14 protein-coding genes are annotated in these 15,411 nt (G+C 61.3%); 5 read left to right on the top strand and 9 right to left on the bottom strand.

Going from position 1 to position 15,411, the window contains the following annotated elements; genetic code table 11:
• Positions 1-33: 33 nt before the first annotated feature.
• The 4 genes from CLV85_RS04385 to CLV85_RS04370 form a co-directional block, all read right to left on the bottom strand.
• The gene (locus CLV85_RS04385; protein WP_100388366.1) at positions 34-792 is read right to left on the bottom strand and encodes an ABC transporter ATP-binding protein; all 759 of its coding nucleotides are present in this window, start codon (positions 790-792) and stop codon (positions 34-36) included.
• A complete protein-coding gene (locus CLV85_RS04380; protein WP_229820321.1) occupies positions 792-1,616 on the bottom strand; it encodes an ABC transporter permease in 825 nt (274 codons plus the stop codon). The genes CLV85_RS04385 and CLV85_RS04380 overlap by 1 nt, the downstream gene beginning before the upstream one ends.
• Positions 1,617-1,675: 59 nt before the next feature.
• Positions 1,676-2,845 carry an ROK family transcriptional regulator gene (locus CLV85_RS04375; protein WP_100388364.1) on the bottom strand — a complete coding sequence of 390 codons (1,170 nt, stop codon included), beginning with the start codon at positions 2,843-2,845 and terminating at the stop codon, positions 1,676-1,678.
• Between the two features lie 187 nt (positions 2,846-3,032).
• Positions 3,033-3,680 carry a fasciclin domain-containing protein gene (locus CLV85_RS04370; protein ID WP_100388363.1) on the bottom strand — a complete coding sequence of 216 codons (648 nt, stop codon included), beginning with the start codon at positions 3,678-3,680 and terminating at the stop codon, positions 3,033-3,035.
• A gap of 226 nt (positions 3,681-3,906) precedes the next feature.
• Between CLV85_RS04370 and CLV85_RS04365 the strand changes: the two genes are divergently transcribed.
• Both CLV85_RS04365 and CLV85_RS04360 read left to right on the top strand, forming a co-directional pair.
• The gene (locus CLV85_RS04365; RefSeq protein ID WP_147433345.1) at positions 3,907-4,191 is read left to right on the top strand and encodes a hypothetical protein; all 285 of its coding nucleotides are present in this window, start codon (positions 3,907-3,909) and stop codon (positions 4,189-4,191) included.
• A 100-nt stretch (positions 4,192-4,291) separates the two neighbouring features.
• The gene (locus CLV85_RS04360) at positions 4,292-6,109 is read left to right on the top strand and encodes a cytochrome c biogenesis protein DipZ (protein ID WP_100388361.1); all 1,818 of its coding nucleotides are present in this window, start codon (positions 4,292-4,294) and stop codon (positions 6,107-6,109) included.
• Positions 6,110-6,269: 160 nt separating this feature from the next.
• Here the strand turns inward: CLV85_RS04360 and CLV85_RS04355 are convergent, their stop codons facing one another.
• Positions 6,270-7,190: a DsbA family protein gene (locus CLV85_RS04355; protein ID WP_229820323.1), complete on the bottom strand. Its 921-nt coding sequence runs from the start codon at positions 7,188-7,190 to the stop codon at positions 6,270-6,272.
• A gap of 245 nt (positions 7,191-7,435) precedes the next feature.
• Here CLV85_RS04355 and CLV85_RS04350 point away from each other — a divergent pair, with 245 nt between their 5' ends.
• A complete protein-coding gene (locus CLV85_RS04350; protein ID WP_100388359.1) occupies positions 7,436-8,536 on the top strand; it encodes an ABC transporter ATP-binding protein in 1,101 nt (366 codons plus the stop codon).
• 82 nt (positions 8,537-8,618) lie between these two features.
• Entirely contained in the window at positions 8,619-9,929 is a 1,311-nt protein-coding gene (locus tag CLV85_RS04345) for a DUF4032 domain-containing protein (protein WP_100388358.1), read from the top strand.
• Positions 9,930-9,962: 33 nt separating this feature from the next.
• Here CLV85_RS04345 and CLV85_RS04340 read toward each other — a convergent pair whose 3' ends face one another.
• Positions 9,963-10,448, bottom strand: coding sequence for an Lrp/AsnC family transcriptional regulator (locus tag CLV85_RS04340; protein WP_100388357.1), 486 nt, complete (start codon positions 10,446-10,448; stop codon positions 9,963-9,965).
• A 100-nt stretch (positions 10,449-10,548) separates the two neighbouring features.
• On the opposite strand from CLV85_RS04340, the gene CLV85_RS04335 reads away from it, so the two are divergent.
• Positions 10,549-11,733: a trans-sulfuration enzyme family protein gene (locus CLV85_RS04335; protein WP_100388356.1), complete on the top strand. Its 1,185-nt coding sequence runs from the start codon at positions 10,549-10,551 to the stop codon at positions 11,731-11,733.
• 105 nt (positions 11,734-11,838) lie between these two features.
• Here the strand turns inward: CLV85_RS04335 and rlmB are convergent, their stop codons facing one another.
• The 3 genes from rlmB to CLV85_RS04320 form a co-directional block, all read right to left on the bottom strand.
• Positions 11,839-12,876 (bottom strand): 23S rRNA (guanosine(2251)-2'-O)-methyltransferase RlmB, encoded by a 1,038-nt coding sequence (gene rlmB, locus CLV85_RS04330; protein ID WP_100388355.1) that lies wholly within the window; start codon positions 12,874-12,876, stop codon positions 11,839-11,841.
• Between the two features lie 31 nt (positions 12,877-12,907).
• Positions 12,908-14,338, bottom strand: coding sequence for a cysteine--tRNA ligase (gene cysS, locus CLV85_RS04325; RefSeq protein ID WP_100388354.1), 1,431 nt, complete (start codon positions 14,336-14,338; stop codon positions 12,908-12,910).
• An 80-nt stretch (positions 14,339-14,418) separates the two neighbouring features.
• On the bottom strand, positions 14,419-15,279 hold the full coding sequence (locus CLV85_RS04320) for a 3-hydroxyacyl-CoA dehydrogenase (protein WP_100388353.1): 861 nt from the start codon (positions 15,277-15,279) through the stop codon (positions 14,419-14,421).
• Between the last annotated feature and the right edge of the window lie 132 nt (positions 15,280-15,411).

Here is a 15,411-nt window from a genome sequence, read left to right as displayed (position 1 = left end):
GTCCTTGCCTGTGATTGGTAATGAGTGGTTGGTTCATTCGTGGTGGTGCACTCCGCGCCAGACTCTGGCACGGATCTCGGCAAACTCGGGAGAGAGCCGAATCTCCTCCCCGCGGGGGTACGCGAGGGGAACGTCGATAATTTCGCTGATGCGACCGGGGCGGGGGCTCATCACAACAACGCGGCTGGCGAGGTACACGGCCTCGTCCACGTCGTGGGTGATGAAGACGACGGTGCGCTTTTCCTTTTCCCAGGTCTCGAGCAGGTCATCCTGCATCTGCACCCGGGTGAGCGCATCGAGGGCGCCGAAGGGCTCATCCATCAGCAATACCGACGGATGCACGGCATACGCCCGCGCGATTGCCGCACGCTGCTTCATACCGCCCGAGAGCTCCTTGGGTAGAGCGTTGGCGAAGTCCTGTAGACCAACGAGGCTCAAGTAATGCATGGCCCGTTCGGCGCGCTCCTTCTTGGGAACGTTCTGCAACCGAAGCCCGAACTCAACGTTCTCTTGAGCGGTCAGCCACGGGAACAGGGCGTACTGCTGAAAGATCACGCCGCGGTCGGGACCGGGGCCCTTGACGGGCTCATCGTTCACGAGCACCTGGCCCGAGGTCGGCATAAGCAAGCCACCCACCAGGTTCAGCATCGTGGACTTGCCGCAACCGCTGGGGCCGACAAGAGTGATGAACTCGCCCTGTTCAACGTCAAGGCTGACGTTGTCGAGGCTGACCGTGCGGCCACGCTCCGTATTGTAGATCTTGGTGACGTCTTTGATCGAGATGAGAGCCATTAGCGAGTCTCCTGCCAGCGAGTAAGTCGCCGTTCGGCGAGAAGAAGCAAACGGTCCATGATGAATCCGAGAGCACCGATCATGATGATGCCGACAACGATGCGGTCGGTTTGGAGGAACTGCGCAGCCTGCTGCATCATTCGACCAAGGCCGGTGGGGGCTGCGATCAACTCCGAGGCCACGAGGGTGGCCCACGATGCTCCGAGAGCGACGCGCATACCCACGAAGATGAACGGGGTGGATGCGGGAATAACGACGCGAGTGAAGATCGTGAGGTCTTTAGCACCCAGCACTCGCGCGGCGTTGATGAGCGTGACATCCACGTTTCTCACACCCTGGAAGGTAGCGAGTACGCAGGAGAGGAACGCAGCGAGGAAGATCACGAAGATCTTGGCGGTCTCACCGATTCCGAGAATCACGATGACCAGCGGGATGAGCGCCAGCGGCGGGATCGTGCGGAAGAACTGAATCCACGGCTCGAGCAAGCCGCGAGCAAGCCAGTACCAGCCCATGAGGAAGCCGGCCGGAATGGCCAACGCAACTCCGAGCAGGAAGCCAGTCGTGACTCGGGTGAGACTCGTTACCGTGTGGCCCCAGAGGGTGCCGTTGGCGATGAGTTCACCGAAGCTCGCGATGACGTCGATCGGGGTCGGGATCAACGCATTGCGCGAGAGTACCGCGCTCAGCGTCCAGATCCCGATCCCGAGGAAGAACGTGATCACATACAGTCCCTTGAGAGAACGCTCGCCCTTTTCGGTGTCCTCTGCGACGGCTGTCGGTGTTGCCATGGTTAGGGCCTCTGGTTCGACCTGTCGTTCACTCATGTCGCGTTCCTGTTCGACGTCATTGTCTGATCCTCTTCGTTGGGTAGGTAAGTGATGGCTTAGATGTAGAAGTAGCGTTCGAGGGCTGCGGTTCCGCCACCCAGCACTCCCGCGTACATGCCAAGCGACGATGGCTCGATACGAACGAGGGGGCGGATGAGCGGAAAGACTTGTTGGCGGGTCTGCTCCGTCAGGCGCTCGAAGAACGCTTCGGGCACCTCGGCGAGCGCGCCGCCGAGCAGAATCACGTCGGGGTTCAGCAGGTTCACGATCGCCGACATGGCGGTGGCGAGCTGCGTGATGATGGCGTCGATGGATGCCCGGGCCACGTCGTTCGTGTCGGCGGCGGCGTAGAGCGCGGTGAGCGCTCCCCCGCCGTTGGACGAGAGGCCGGCTTCGGCGAGCTGGCGCTGCAGGGCGCCTTCACTCACGAGGGTTTCGAGGCATCCGTTTCCGCCGCAGACGCAGGCGATGCCGTTGTCGATGACATGCAGGTGGCCAAGTTCAATTGCTCCGCGAACACCGCCGGCAAAGGGCTGGCCCTCGACGACGAGGCCGGCACCGAGGCCAGTGCGCAGGTAGATGAAGGCGACACTGCCGAGGTCTTTCGCGGCGCCAAAGCGAGATTCGGCTAGGGCCATCGAGCGCACGTTGTGCTCGACCGTGACGGGCAGCCCGGTCAGTGGTTCAAGAATGTCGGCGACGGGAACGTCGCGCCAGTCGAGGTTGATGGGGAGAAGGATGCTGCGGCCGGCGACGTCGACGGGGCCGGGCACAGCGACGCCCACTCCGATAACCATTGACTGGTCATATTCCGAAGCCGCAATAAGTTCGTTGATTGCCGCAGCGGCGTCGACCATGACGTCGGCGGCGGGAGTAGCGATGTCGTAGCTGAGCGAGCTCGAGGCCACCGTGCCTCCGAGAAGATCGATGAGGCCGAGCTGCACGAAGCCGACACCGACCTGCACACCCACGACAACGAAAGCGTCGCGCACGATCGAGATCTCGGTTGCGGGCCGGCCGAGTTTGGTCGGCGAGATCGAGTTGCCCTCGACGATCACGCCTTCGTCAGCCAGTTGGGCTACGGCGCGGGTGATGGTGGTGGGGCTGAGATGAGCACGCCGAGCGAGTTCGATGCGGGGCAGCGGACCGTGGTCGCGCAGCATCGTCAGCACCTGTGCACGCACGGAGGTGGCTTCGTCGAATCGGCTTAGGGCTTCATTGCTCACTTAGAGAAAATAACTCTGCCAAGGGAAGAAAGTCAAGCCATGAAGTAACGAAAGCGCATCGCAAGCGACGCTCTAGAGGCCTTCGTCTACCCCGCAATTCCGCGCCAACAACCCCGGAATCACGGGCCGGGAAACGCAAAAACGGGGACCCGCGCTAGGCGCGGATCCCCGTGAGTTTTGCTACAAATTACGCACCGGGGGTGAGTACACCATCAATGAGGTAAACGGTTGCGTTGGCCGTGTGAACGCCACCACAGATGACGTTGGCGCCGTTGACGGTGATGCTGTCGCCGCTACCAGCAACGGTGACCATTTCACCGTTGACAGTGGTGAGCTCGCCAGCAATGTCATCCGGGAGGATCTGGCCAGGAACAACGTGGTACGTGAGGATGCTCGTGAGCAGTTCAGCGTTCTCGGGCTGCATGAGAGCCTCTACGGTCTCGGCAGGAAGCGCTGCGAAAGCGTCGTCAACCGGAGCGAAGACGGTGAATTCTGAACCGTTGAGCGTGTCAACGAGGTTGACGTCTGGGTTCAGGCCACCCGAAACTGCTGCGGTGAGGGTGGTGAGCAGCGGGTTGTTCGACGCAGCTACTGCTACCGGGTCCTGAGCCATTCCGACGATCGAGCCGCTTCCATCCGGAACGGTCTCGGCGTAAGCAGCGCAGCCGGCGCCGACGAGGTCTGTCGTGTAGTCCATCTCCATCGACGGCGAGCTCTCTTCAGGAGCCGGTGCTGCGGTGTCGTCTGCTGCGCCAGTGGAACAACCGGCGAGGCCGACCATTGCTACTGCAGCGAACGTGAGGGCGGCGATGGTGTTGCGCTTAATGGATCGCATGTGAATCTCCTTGGTGAAAGTGTGTGGCCCCCGATGGACCCTGTTTACCGACTCGCTGCCGGCTTACACAGGACTATTCGGGGCACCCCCGAAAAGGGTTTGGAAGTTTTTCGAAGTTTTTTGAAACGGCTTTTGCCTATAGGGAGGTAAAGATTTCTGCCGCGTAGGCTCGCAGCGATCGTTCTCCCCTCGCCGACTACCTCACCGATCCGAAAGCAGCACCCTCATGACCCGACGTGCGACTCGAGGCTCGACACGACCTCGACCAACGCCCGCCTCCGTCTTCACCACCCTCGGCGGCGTGATCCTGAGTTGGATGCTGGGCGCCGTCGTCGTGCGGCTCGGGCTCGACTGGTCAGATACGTTCCCCTACTCCCCCGCTTCAGAGTGGCGATACCTTGGCGTCGCGCTTCTGGCGCTGGCCATCGCCGTCGGCGGAAGCGTTCTGGCGTGGCGCTTCGGGCGGCGCTTCAGACGGCATCCGAAGCCCGCAGCAGACGACCGCCAGTAAAGACGCAGCAACCTCAGACCAACCCTTACGGGCCACGGTTCCGAACTTCAGTGCAGCCGCCCGGGCTCCCGGGCGTCACACAGTTCTGTGGAGGAACCTCATGCTCAGTCTCGCCCTTATCGGCTTCCTAGGAGGCATCATCACGGGTATATCCCCGTGTATCTTGCCGGTTCTGCCGGTCATCTTCTTGTCTGGTGGTGCCATGAGCGCCCGTGGCGAAGGGGAAACCAAGAAGCGTCGCTTCGCTCGCCGCACGATGCCCACCGCATCCGATGCCGCCGCCATCAGCGACAGCGCTACCGCAACAGCAACCGCTGAGAAGGATGCCGCCCCCAAGGTTTCACCGTGGCGCCCCTACTTCGTTATCGCCGGCCTCGTTGTCGCGTTCAGCGTCTTCACGCTCATCGGTTCGCTCATTCTCGCGCTGCTCAACCTCCCCCAGGACTTCCTGCGCTGGGCCGGCATCGTCGTTCTCGTCTTGATCGGCCTTGGCCTCATCATTCCCGCGTTCCAGCACATTCTGGAGAAGCCTTTCTCGTGGATCCCGCAGAAGAATGTCGGAACAGACAAGGGCGGCTTCGTGCTCGGCCTGGCTCTCGGTGCCGTCTACGTGCCCTGTGCAGGACCAGTTTTGGCGGCTATCACGGTCGCTGGCTCAACCGGACGCATCGGGCCGGAAACCATCGTGCTCACGATCACCTTCGCTATCGGTGCCGCTCTTCCGCTGCTGATCTTCGCTCTCGCCGGCCGCCGCGTCGCCGAGCGCGTCAAGACTTTCCGCAAGCACCAGCAGAAGATTCGCGTCACGGGTGGCGTTCTGATGATCGCTCTCGCTATCGGCCTCGTGTTCAACCTGCCGCAGGCACTTCAGCGTCTCGTTCCTGACTACACGAGCGCATTGCAAGACCAGTTCAGCAACTCAGAACAGATCGCAGAACAGCTCAACCTTGGTGGCCTCGTCAACGAGCAGAACAAGGATCTCGACCAGTGCAGCAACGGCGGCACCGAGCTCGAGAGCTGCGGTATCGCTCCTGATATTCAGGGCATCCAAGAGTGGTTCAACACCGAGAACAACGAAGAAATCACTCTGGATGAGCTCCGCGGCGAAGTCGTTTTGATCGACTTCTGGGCGTACTCCTGCATCAACTGCCAGCGCGCAGTTCCGCACATCAACAGCTGGTACGACGCTTACAAGGATCTCGGTTTGAACGTCATCGGCGTCCACTCCCCCGAGTACGCCTTTGAGAAGGTTCCCGCCAACGTCAAGGCTGGCGCCGAGAACTACGCGATCGAATACCCGGTTGCTCTCGATAACAACCTCAGCACCTGGACCAACTACCGCAACCGCTTCTGGCCGGCACATTACCTCGTCGACGCTGAGGGCGTTGTTCGTCACATCAAGTTCGGTGAAGGTAGCTACCAGACCACCGAGAAGCTCATCCGTGAACTGCTCGTGGATGCCAACCCTGACGTTCAGTTGCCGCCAGCAACCGAGGTCAGCGATGACACTCCCGAAGCTGGAACCACCACCCCCGAGACGTACCTCAGCCTCGGCAAGGTAGTGAACTATGGCGGCGACGAGAAGTACTCATCGAGCACCAACACCTACAGCTTCCCGTCGAAGCTTGCCGACAACAGCTTCGCTCTCAAAGGCGACTGGGAGCTCACCTTCCAGAACGCGACTCCCCGCAATGGCGAGGGCTCGATCAAGCTGAACTACACCGCCAGTGAAGTTCGCATGGTTCTCGGTGGAGAAGGCACGATCACCGTGAAGCGCGATGGCAAGACGGAGACCATCAAGGTCTCGGGTACGCCGAACTCCTACTCGATCATCCCCAAGGGCGACACGATCGAGACCGGCACGCTGGAGGTGACCGTGAGCGAGGGCGTTGAAGCGTACTCGTACACCTTCGGCTAACCAGCACTCCTCTGCACAACACAAAGGGCCCCGATCCAATTGGATCGGGGCCCTTTCGTTACGAGAGGAACCTCGTTGCGAGGGGAATCCCGTTATGAGGCGTGTCTCGCTATGAGGTGTATCTCGCTACGAGGCGATGCTCGTGAAGAACTAAGGCGCTTTACGGCTCCGGGGTGGGAGTCGGTGTCGGCGTTGAGTTCTCGTTGAAGTTGTCTCCGGCGACCTGAATAACGAAAGCCTGGAAGCTAGCGAGGTCGTTGACTGCACCCTCGTACTTCACACCGTTCACGAGAACCGTGGGGGTTCCGGTAACCGGGCCAACATCAGAGTTGGGGATGTCTTCGGTCAGAGCGCGTGCGGTGGAGTTCTTGACCCAGGTCTTGAAGGTCTCGTCGTCGATGCACTCGGCGATGGCGTCGGTGTTTTCGACTCCGGCGATATCGAGAAGTTCGATCAGATCAACGTTGCTGAGGCCAGTGGTGTTTTCTTCTGGCTGGATACCTTCGGACAGCAGCAGGTTGTGGTAGCTGTAGAAGTCGTTGGGCGAGGTGTCAGCGACGCACGCAACAGCGTTAGCGGCACGCGATGAGTAGCGCTGGCCCTGAGCGAGACGGTCGAGAATCGTGATGGGGTGAATCTCAAGAGTTGCCGCGCCGTTCTCGACGAGGCTCTCAATGTATTCAGCGTTGGTCTGCTCGAAGGCACCACAGATGGGGCAGAGGTAGTCGACGTACATCTGGATGTCGAGAACGCCGGACTCTTCGTCACGAACGTTCGGTGTCGGCTCTGCGTCGGAGGCATGAGCTTCGGCGGGAGTTGCAATGAATCCCTGATTGAGCTGGATGCCGTCACTAGCGAAGTTGCGCGGGCCGGGGCCGGCGGGCTGGTTCGAGTTCACCAAAACGAGAGCGATGACGGCAACAATCGCAACGAGTGCGAGGCCGACGCTGCCCTGAAGAATCCACTTGGTACGGCGGTCCTTCTTCTTCTGTTCGTCACGCTGAATGCGAGCTTTTTCCCGCGCCGCTTCGCGACGCTCATTCTTAGTGAGTCGGCTGTCGCCGGAGTTGCCGTTGCTCAATCGAACCTCTTTTGCCGTATGAATCGCTGTGTTGGGCGCCCAGAAACGACGGCGCACCCGTCGAATTCTAGGAGGAATCTCTGGGAATTGCCCAACTGAATACCAAGTTCGCCACTGTTCTGGGGTGGACCACTCGGTCGGCTGACCCCCAAAAGGTGCAATAATGACGCAACGCGGTTTCGACCGCTGTCCATCACAACGGATCGTCCGGCACGTACCTGCCGGTGAAGGAGAAAAATAGAACAATGGCGTCTGTAACTTTTGACAATGCAACCCGCCTCTACCCGGGATCAACGGTCCCGGCTGTAGACAAGCTGAATCTTCACGTAGAAGACGGCGAATTCCTCGTACTTGTCGGCCCCTCGGGTTGCGGTAAGTCCACCAGCCTCCGCATGCTTGCTGGCCTCGAAGAGGTCAACGATGGCAGCATCCTCATCGGCGACCGCGACGTCACCGATGTACCGCCGAAAGACCGCGACATCGCCATGGTCTTCCAGAACTACGCGCTGTACCCGCACATGACGGTTGCCGAGAACATGGGCTTCGCGCTCAAGATCGCGGGCGTCAACAAAGAAGAGCGTGCTGAGCGCGTACTTGAGGCAGCAAAGTTGCTCGACCTCGAGCCGTACCTCAACCGCAAGCCCAAGGCTCTCTCGGGTGGTCAGCGCCAGCGTGTTGCCATGGGTCGCGCTATTGTTCGCCAGCCTCAGGTCTTCCTCATGGATGAGCCGCTCTCGAACTTGGACGCCAAGCTGCGAGTGCAGACGCGTACGCAGATCGCTAGCCTGCAGCGTCGCCTCGGAGTCACCACGGTTTACGTGACTCACGACCAGACCGAGGCACTCACCATGGGTGACCGCATTGCAGTTCTCAAGGATGGCCTCCTCCAGCAGGTTGGTACTCCTCGCGACCTTTACGAATCGCCTCAGAACGTGTTCGTTGCTGGCTTCATCGGCAGCCCTGCCATGAACCTCTTCAGTGTTGACATCGTTGATGGCGGCCTCCAGTTCGGTGACGCCGTTGTTGCGGTAGACGCTGAGACGCTGGGTGGCACTGACGCCAAGACCGTTACCATCGGCATCCGCCCCGAAGACGTTATTGTTTCGACCTCGGGCAGCGGCCTTCCGGTCGACGTCGACCTCGTTGAAGAGCTCGGTGCTGACGGTTACCTCTACGGTCACGCAGAGATCAACGGAGAGCGCGTCGACATCGTTGCTCGCGTTGATGGTCGCTCGCACCCGAGCGCTGGCGAGAAGGTCTTCCTCACGCCGGAGCCCAACCACGTTCACGTGTTTGACACCGAGTCGGGTCTTCGCCTCACCAAGAAGCCTGTAGTCGCAAGCTAACTTCCGCTTTACGATCGAGCCCGTCGACGTCGAACCCAGTTCGGATGTTCGGCGGGCTCCTTCTTTTTTCAAGGACACGTGAATGACTGGTTCCGTCAACATCACCGCTGCGACCGCTGATCCGGCCCTCCTCGACCTGCCCTGGTCGTTGCCGCTTGAGCTGTGGCCCGACGATGCAATCGCCACTCTTCCCAAGGGCATTTCGCGCCACCTCGTGCGCTTCGCCAATCTCAGCGGCTTCGTCGTTGCGATTAAGGAGACCTCCAGCGAGCTCGCTAAGCGCGAGTACGAGATGCTGCGCACGCTGCAGAAGCTCGATGTGCCCTGCGTCGATCCGCTCGCGATTGTGACGAACCGCACCGCGGCCGACGGTGAAGAGCTCAAGTCTGTGCTCGTTACTCGCCACCTCAAATTCTCCCTCCCCTACCGGGCTGTGTACTCACAGAGCCTGCGCCCCGAGACCGCGCGCCGCCTTGTCGACGCCCTCGCGGTGTTGCTCGTGCGCCTGCACATCGTTGGCTTCTTCTGGGGCGATGTGTCGCTCTCCAACACTCTCTTCCGCCGCGATGCTGGCGCCTTTGCCGCCTATCTGGTGGATGCCGAAACCGGTCAGCTCTACGACCGTCTCTCCAACGGCCAGCGTGAGAACGACCTCGAGATCGGTCGTGTCAATATCGCCGGTGAACTCCTCGACCTGCAGGCGGGCGGGCGTCTCGAAGAAGACATCGATCCCGTCGAAATCAGCAACGGAATCGTCGCTCAATACCGCACGCTCTGGAAAGAACTCACGGGTTCCGAGCGCTTCGATCACTCCGAACGCTGGCGCATCAACCAGCGCGTTGAACGCCTCAATGCGCTCGGGTTCGACATCGAAGAACTCGCGATCAAGACCGAAGATTCGGGCACACGCGTGCGCATCCAGCCCAAGGTTGTGGATGCCGGACACCACTCTCGCCGCCTGCTGCGCCTCACCGGGCTCGATGCCCAGGAGAACCAGGCCCGCCGTTTGCTCAACGACATGGATTCGTACCGCGCCGCGTTCGACAAGCAAGACATGGACGAAGAGATGCTGGCTCACGAGTGGGCGGCGCGCGTTTTTGAGCCGGTCATCCGGGCTATCCCCAAAGAACTGCGCGGCAAGCTCGAGCCCGCCGAAGCCTTCCACCAGCTGCTCGACCACCGTCGTCAACTGGCACAGGATTCCGGCCACGACATCCCGCTTGCCGAGGCAGTGAGCAGCTACGTCGAGAACGTTCTGCAGTTCCGTCGCGACGAAGCCACCATGATCAACCCGCCCACGGGTGCATTCACGATGCCGATTACGCTGCCCGGCGATGGCGAGAGCGAACTCGACGGCGACGACGACGGCGAAGACTGGCGACTCAAGGTCTAGCTAGCCTCCAGCGGGCGACCGCCGCGGCGACTGTTAGTCGGACAGCAGTTGTTCCAGCCCGCGACCGGTCACGTGTTCAAACACGAGATTGGTCTCGGTGTGGGCGACAGCCGGATGACTGGCCAAGTAGGTCAACATGAAGTCTCTGAGCTCTGCCGCACTGCGCGCCGCGACGTGCAACAGGTAATCGTCTCCGCCGCCGGTGTGGAAGAAGGCAAGGACGCCGGGCCAGCGGGGCGCGGCACTGCGGAACGCATCCACGTCTTCCCGCACGTGCTTAACGAGCTTGATCGAGATGAGCGCTTGCACGCTCATACCGAGCTTGGCGACATCGATATCGGCGTGAAAACCGCGCAAGTAGCCTTCGTCGTGAAGGCGGCGCAGTCGCTGGGAGACAGTAGATTCCGAGACGCCGGCGTCGGCGGCGAGCGCCGAACCTGAGCGGCGCGCGTTGGTGGCCAAACTGGCCAGAATCGCGCGGTCAACAGAGTCAATGGGCAAGCTGTTGGGTTCGGTCACGGGAGCCTCCTTCGTCGCAGCTTATGCGAAAAATGTCACATTTCGTGAAGAACCTGCAACGGGAGTTGATTAGAGGCGCACTTTCTGTTGTTATCTAGTCATGCTGCCTCACGACATCCATCTCGAAACCCTTGCTGTTCACGCGGGAATGGAGGGCGTGCAGGAATCTGGTGCCCACGTTCCCTCTATCGACCTCTCGACGACAAACCCGCTACCCAGCGTTGAAGTCGGCGGTGACTCCTACGAGAACCTCGCCACGGGAAACCCCATCATCGACGGTCACTCCGCGGTGTACCAGCGACTCTGGCAGCCCGGCGTTGCTCGCTTCGAAGACGGCCTCGCCGCTCTTGAAGGCGCAGAAGCAGCCGTGGCGTACGCCAGCGGAATGGCAGCGCTCTCTGCCGTGCTGATTGCCATCGCCTCGGCCGGTCGACCGCACGTTGTGGGCGTTCGCCCGCTCTACGGCGGAACCGACCACGTACTCGACAACGGACTTCTCGGTACGACCGTGACGTGGGCCGATGCCGACTCGATCGTCAACGCCATTCAGCCCAACACCGGCCTCATCATCATCGAGTCCCCCGCTAACCCCACCCTCGAACTCGTCGACATCAAGAAGGTCGTTGCCGCCGCAGGTGCCGTGCCCGTTCTTGTCGACAACACCTTCGCGACTCCCGTGCTGCAGCGCCCGATTGAACTCGGCGCTGCAATGGTGCTGCACAGCGCCACCAAGTACCTCGGCGGTCACGGGGATGTCATGGGCGGCGTCATCGCCACGAGCGAAGAGCACGCCAAGGCCCTGCGTAACGTTCGCGCACTCACCGGCGGAGTCCTTCACCCCTTCGCGGCGTACCTGCTGCACCGTGGCCTGCGCACTCTGCCCCTGCGCGTCCGCGCCCAGCAAGAGACGGCCGGCGAACTCGCTCGCCGCCTCGACGGCCACCCCGCACTCGCACGCGTTCTCTACCCCGGTCTGCCCGGCCAAGACCCCGCTGGCCTCATCGGCACGCAGTCCGCTGGCGCTGGCTCGCTCATCGCGCTCGACCTTGCCGGCGGCTACGACGCGGCGGCGAAGTTCACCGAGGCAGTGAAGCTCATCACCCACGCTGTCTCACTGGGCGGCATCGACACGCTCGTGCAGCATCCGGCATCGCTCACACACCGCCCCGTCGCCTCCGAGGCGAAGCCCGGCGCTGGCATTGTTCGGCTCTCGGTCGGCCTTGAGCACGTTGATGACCTGATGAACGACATCACGGCAGCCCTCGACGCCGTCACCAGCAACTAGCGTCACTCGCTGTAACGCGAAGAGCCGCTGTCCCCGAGGGGGCAGCGGCTCTTCGGCTGTGTAGCTCAGGCTGGGCCTGAGACGGTGCTACTTCTTGAGACGGTGCTACTTCTTTTTGCGAGCAGCAGCACGCAGCTTCGAGATTTCGTAGAGCGTGACACTGGCTGCGATACCGGCATTCAGCGACTCGGTGGAGGCGCTGATCGGGATCGAGACAATGGCGTCGCAGTTCTCGGTAACGAGCCGCGAAAGGCCCTTACCTTCGCTACCCACGACGATCAGCACGGGCTCTTTCGCCAGCGGCAACGATGGAAGCGACAGGTCGCCGTCTCCATCGAGACCGAGCACGAAGACGCCGCGCTTCTTGTATTCCTTGATCATTTGCGTGAGGTTGTTCGCCATCGCAACGGGCGTACGAGCAGCAGCACCGGCCGAGGTCTTCCACGCGGATGCCGTCATACCGACCGAGCGACGCTGCGGAACGATGACACCCTGGCCGCCAAACGCGGCAACCGAACGCACGATGGCGCCGAGGTTGCGGGGGTCAGTGATGCCGTCGAGAGCGACGAGCAGCGGAACTTGGCCGCGCGACTCGACCTTGTCGAGAAGTTCCATCGGGTGCGCATACTCGTACGGCGGCACCTTGAGAGCAACGCCCTGGTGCACGGAGTCGAATCCGGCGAGGCGGTCGAGTTCTGGACGCATCACTTCGAGCACAGCAATGCCGCGCGCGGTAGCGAGCTTCAAGATCTCCTTGACGCGGTCATCGAACTCGATGCGCGCTGCCATGTAGAGAGTGTGAGCAGGAATCTTGGCACGCAGGGCCTCGAGCACGGAGTTACGGCCGGTGACCATCTCCGACTCGTCCGCCGACTTCGCTACGCGCGACTGTCCACCACGGTTTGAGGGCTGCTGCGGAGCGCCCGACGGCTTTCCGCCCGAGCGACGCGTTCCGCCGGCAGCTTCGTAGCGCTCGGCGGCAGCCTTGCGCTTGCCCGCGGGGTGGTACGGACGATCTTCTGCTTTAGGGGTGGGCTTGCGGCCTTCGAGAGCCTGACGTCCCTGGCCTCCCGAGCCGACCTGGGGGCCCTTGCGGCCCTTGCGTACCGCTCCTGCGCGGGGTGTGTTACCTGGGTTTTTCACGAGTGTTGCTCCTGTCGGAAGCGCCGATCAGTCACGGCAAGCTCCAATGCGATCCGGTCGAGTCATCTTCTAGAGTGATGCCCGCCGCTGATAGTTCATCACGGATTCGGTCTGCAACAGCGAAGTCTTTCGCCGCGCGGGCCGTATTACGATCCTCAATGAGCGTGTCAACCAGTGCTGATAATGCAGCAACAGCCGGTTCTGAACGATCAGAACCCCATCGTGGATCAAGTGGGTTGATACCCAAAACCTGTGCCATAGCGATCACTTGCGAACGCGCCGTAGCGACCGTTGCAAGATCCCCATCGTCGAGGGCGGCATTGCCCGAACGAATCGTTTCGTGCACTACCGCGAGCGCTTGCGGCACCGCAAGGTCGTCATCCATCGCTTCGCCAAATGCCTCGGGCACCTCGTTGGTGTTCGCAGTATCAAAGCGAGTGTCACGCAGTCGGCGCGACGCCCGCTCGATGAACACCTCAAGGCGCTCAAAGGCGGCCTCAGCTTCTGCAAGCGACGTGTCAGTGTAGTCGATTGTGGAGCGGTAATGTGCAGCACCGAGCAAATAGCGCACCACTATGGGTCGAGCCGCATCCAAAAGGTCGCGGGCAAACACCGAATTGCCGAGTGATTTTGACATCTTCTGGCCGTTGACGTTGACCATTCCGTTGTGCACCCAGTGCCGTGCAAACTCATCGCCGAGCGCTGTTGACTGGGCAAGCTCGTTCTCATGGTGCGGGAACCGCAGGTCGAGCCCCCCACCGTGGATGTCGAACGCACCGCCCAAATAGCGGCGCGACATGGCGGAGCACTCAATGTGCCAGCCGGGGCGACCATCGCCCCACGGCGATGACCAGGATGCCGAAGCGGGCTCGGTGGGCTTGCTGCCCTTCCAGAGCGCAAAATCGCGAGCATCGCGCTTGGCGCGCGGATCGGCATCCGCGGCAGCAACCATATCGTCGAGCTTCTGACGGGTGAGCTCACCGTAGGAGGGCCACGACTGGGTGTCGAAGTAGACATCGCCCGAGCCATCGGTGGCGGCATAGGCGTGACCGCGCTCGATGAGCAGCGCAATCAGGTCGCGCATTTCGGAGATGTTGGCTGTCGCGCGCGGCTCATAGCTCGGCGGGAGGATGCCCAGCTCGTTGTAGCCCGCAGTGAAGTCGAGTTCGATTCGGTAGGCCAGAGCCCACCACTGTTCCGTCGAGCCCTCGGCTGCGGCATCCGCTGCCTTGCTCAGAATCTTGTCGTCAATGTCGGTGACGTTGCGCACGAGAGTGACATCGAGACCGCGGTAGGTGAGCCAGCGGCGCCAAATGTCGTAGACGAGCGCTGAACGCAAGTGACCAATGTGCGGGGCCGACTGCACCGTGGGGCCGCACACGTACATTCCCACCTTGCCCGGTTCGCGGGGTTCAAGGTCGACGAGGCTGGCGCTACGGGTGTCATACAGGCGAATAGTCACTAAGCAAGTTTAGCGACCGCCGCTGGGTATTACACGGTTGACGGCAAGCACGGGGCTTGAGAGCCCCGCGCTGCAGACGATTACTTCGTGTAGGTGTAGAAACCACGCCCGGATGCGACTCCGAGGTAGCCCTTGTCGATGTATTCGGTCTTGAGCCATTCGGCAAACTTCTGCGTCTTCTCGTCACCGTGAGACATGATGTTGTACGGGGTCGTGAGACCGATCACGTCGAAGATCTGGAACGGCCCCATGGGAGCGCCAGTCGCAATGCGCCAGGTGTTGTCCACGTCAGCAGGTTCTGCGTAGCCCTCGGCACCGAGCTCGGCTGCCGCGTTAAGGAACGGCACGAGCAGCGAATTGAGAACGTAGCCGGCCTTCTCCTTGTGAATCGGGATCGCCACCATGCCAATGGCCTTCGAGAATTCCACGACCGCATCAAAGACGGCGGGGTCGGTGTCACTCGTACCCATGATCTCGGCAGTGTTGAACTTCCAGATCTGGTTAGCGAAGTGAAGCGCCAGGAACTTATCGACGCGACCGGTCGATTCCTTCATGTCGCTCGGCAACAGAGTGGAGGAGTTCGTGGCGAAAATCGTGTGTTCGGGGGCGAGCTTTCCCAGCTCGGCGTAGGTGGACTTCTTGAGGTCGAGAATTTCGGGGATCGCCTCGATCACGAGGTCTGCTTCGGCAACAGCATCGCCGAGGTCAGCCGAGAAGCGCACGCGAGTGAGTGCGTCCTTCGCTTTGCCATCGGCTGCGCCGTCTACTCCGTCGGCAATGTAGGTGTCGACAAGTCCGTTGAAACGCTCGCGAGCCTTATCGAGAGCGTCATCGTTAATGTCGTAGGCGACAACGTCGAAACCGCTGTACGCCGTTTGGAAAGCAATCTGTGATCCGAGCACGCCTGTGCCCAAAACTGTTACACGCTGAATGTTTGTCATTGCGCCTTCTTTCTCTCAGGTGCGGTGATCGACCGCTCCTCTGAACATACGCCTGCGAACTGTGTCTTGACTGGGTTTTCCGCGCAGCGCGAAACGCTGAATCCTTGTAAACGCTGGAAGTTACACGCACGA

This window comes from Salinibacterium amurskyense (assembly GCF_002797685.1).
Taxonomy (GTDB): Bacteria; Actinomycetota; Actinomycetes; order Actinomycetales; family Microbacteriaceae; genus Rhodoglobus; species Rhodoglobus amurskyensis.
This window is presented reverse-complemented; position numbering and strand designations above follow the sequence as displayed.

Bases quoted from the DNA above. Each gene is read 5' to 3' on its own strand.
- CLV85_RS04385 (WP_100388366.1), bottom strand. From the start codon at position 792: ATGGCTCTCATCTCGATCAAAGACGTCACCAAGATCTACAATACGGAG.
- CLV85_RS04380 (WP_229820321.1), bottom strand. From the start codon at position 1,616: ATGAGTGAACGACAGGTCGAACCAGAGGCCCTAACCATGGCAACACCG.
- CLV85_RS04370 (WP_100388363.1), bottom strand. From the start codon at position 3,680: ATGCGATCCATTAAGCGCAACACCATCGCCGCCCTCACGTTCGCTGCA.
- CLV85_RS04365 (WP_147433345.1), top strand. From the start codon at position 3,907: ATGACCCGACGTGCGACTCGAGGCTCGACACGACCTCGACCAACGCCC.
- CLV85_RS04360 (WP_100388361.1), top strand. From the start codon at position 4,292: ATGCTCAGTCTCGCCCTTATCGGCTTCCTAGGAGGCATCATCACGGGT.
- CLV85_RS04350 (WP_100388359.1), top strand. From the start codon at position 7,436: ATGGCGTCTGTAACTTTTGACAATGCAACCCGCCTCTACCCGGGATCA.
- CLV85_RS04345 (WP_100388358.1), top strand. From the start codon at position 8,619: ATGACTGGTTCCGTCAACATCACCGCTGCGACCGCTGATCCGGCCCTC.
- CLV85_RS04335 (WP_100388356.1), top strand. From the start codon at position 10,549: ATGCTGCCTCACGACATCCATCTCGAAACCCTTGCTGTTCACGCGGGA.
- CLV85_RS04320 (WP_100388353.1), bottom strand. From the start codon at position 15,279: ATGACAAACATTCAGCGTGTAACAGTTTTGGGCACAGGCGTGCTCGGA.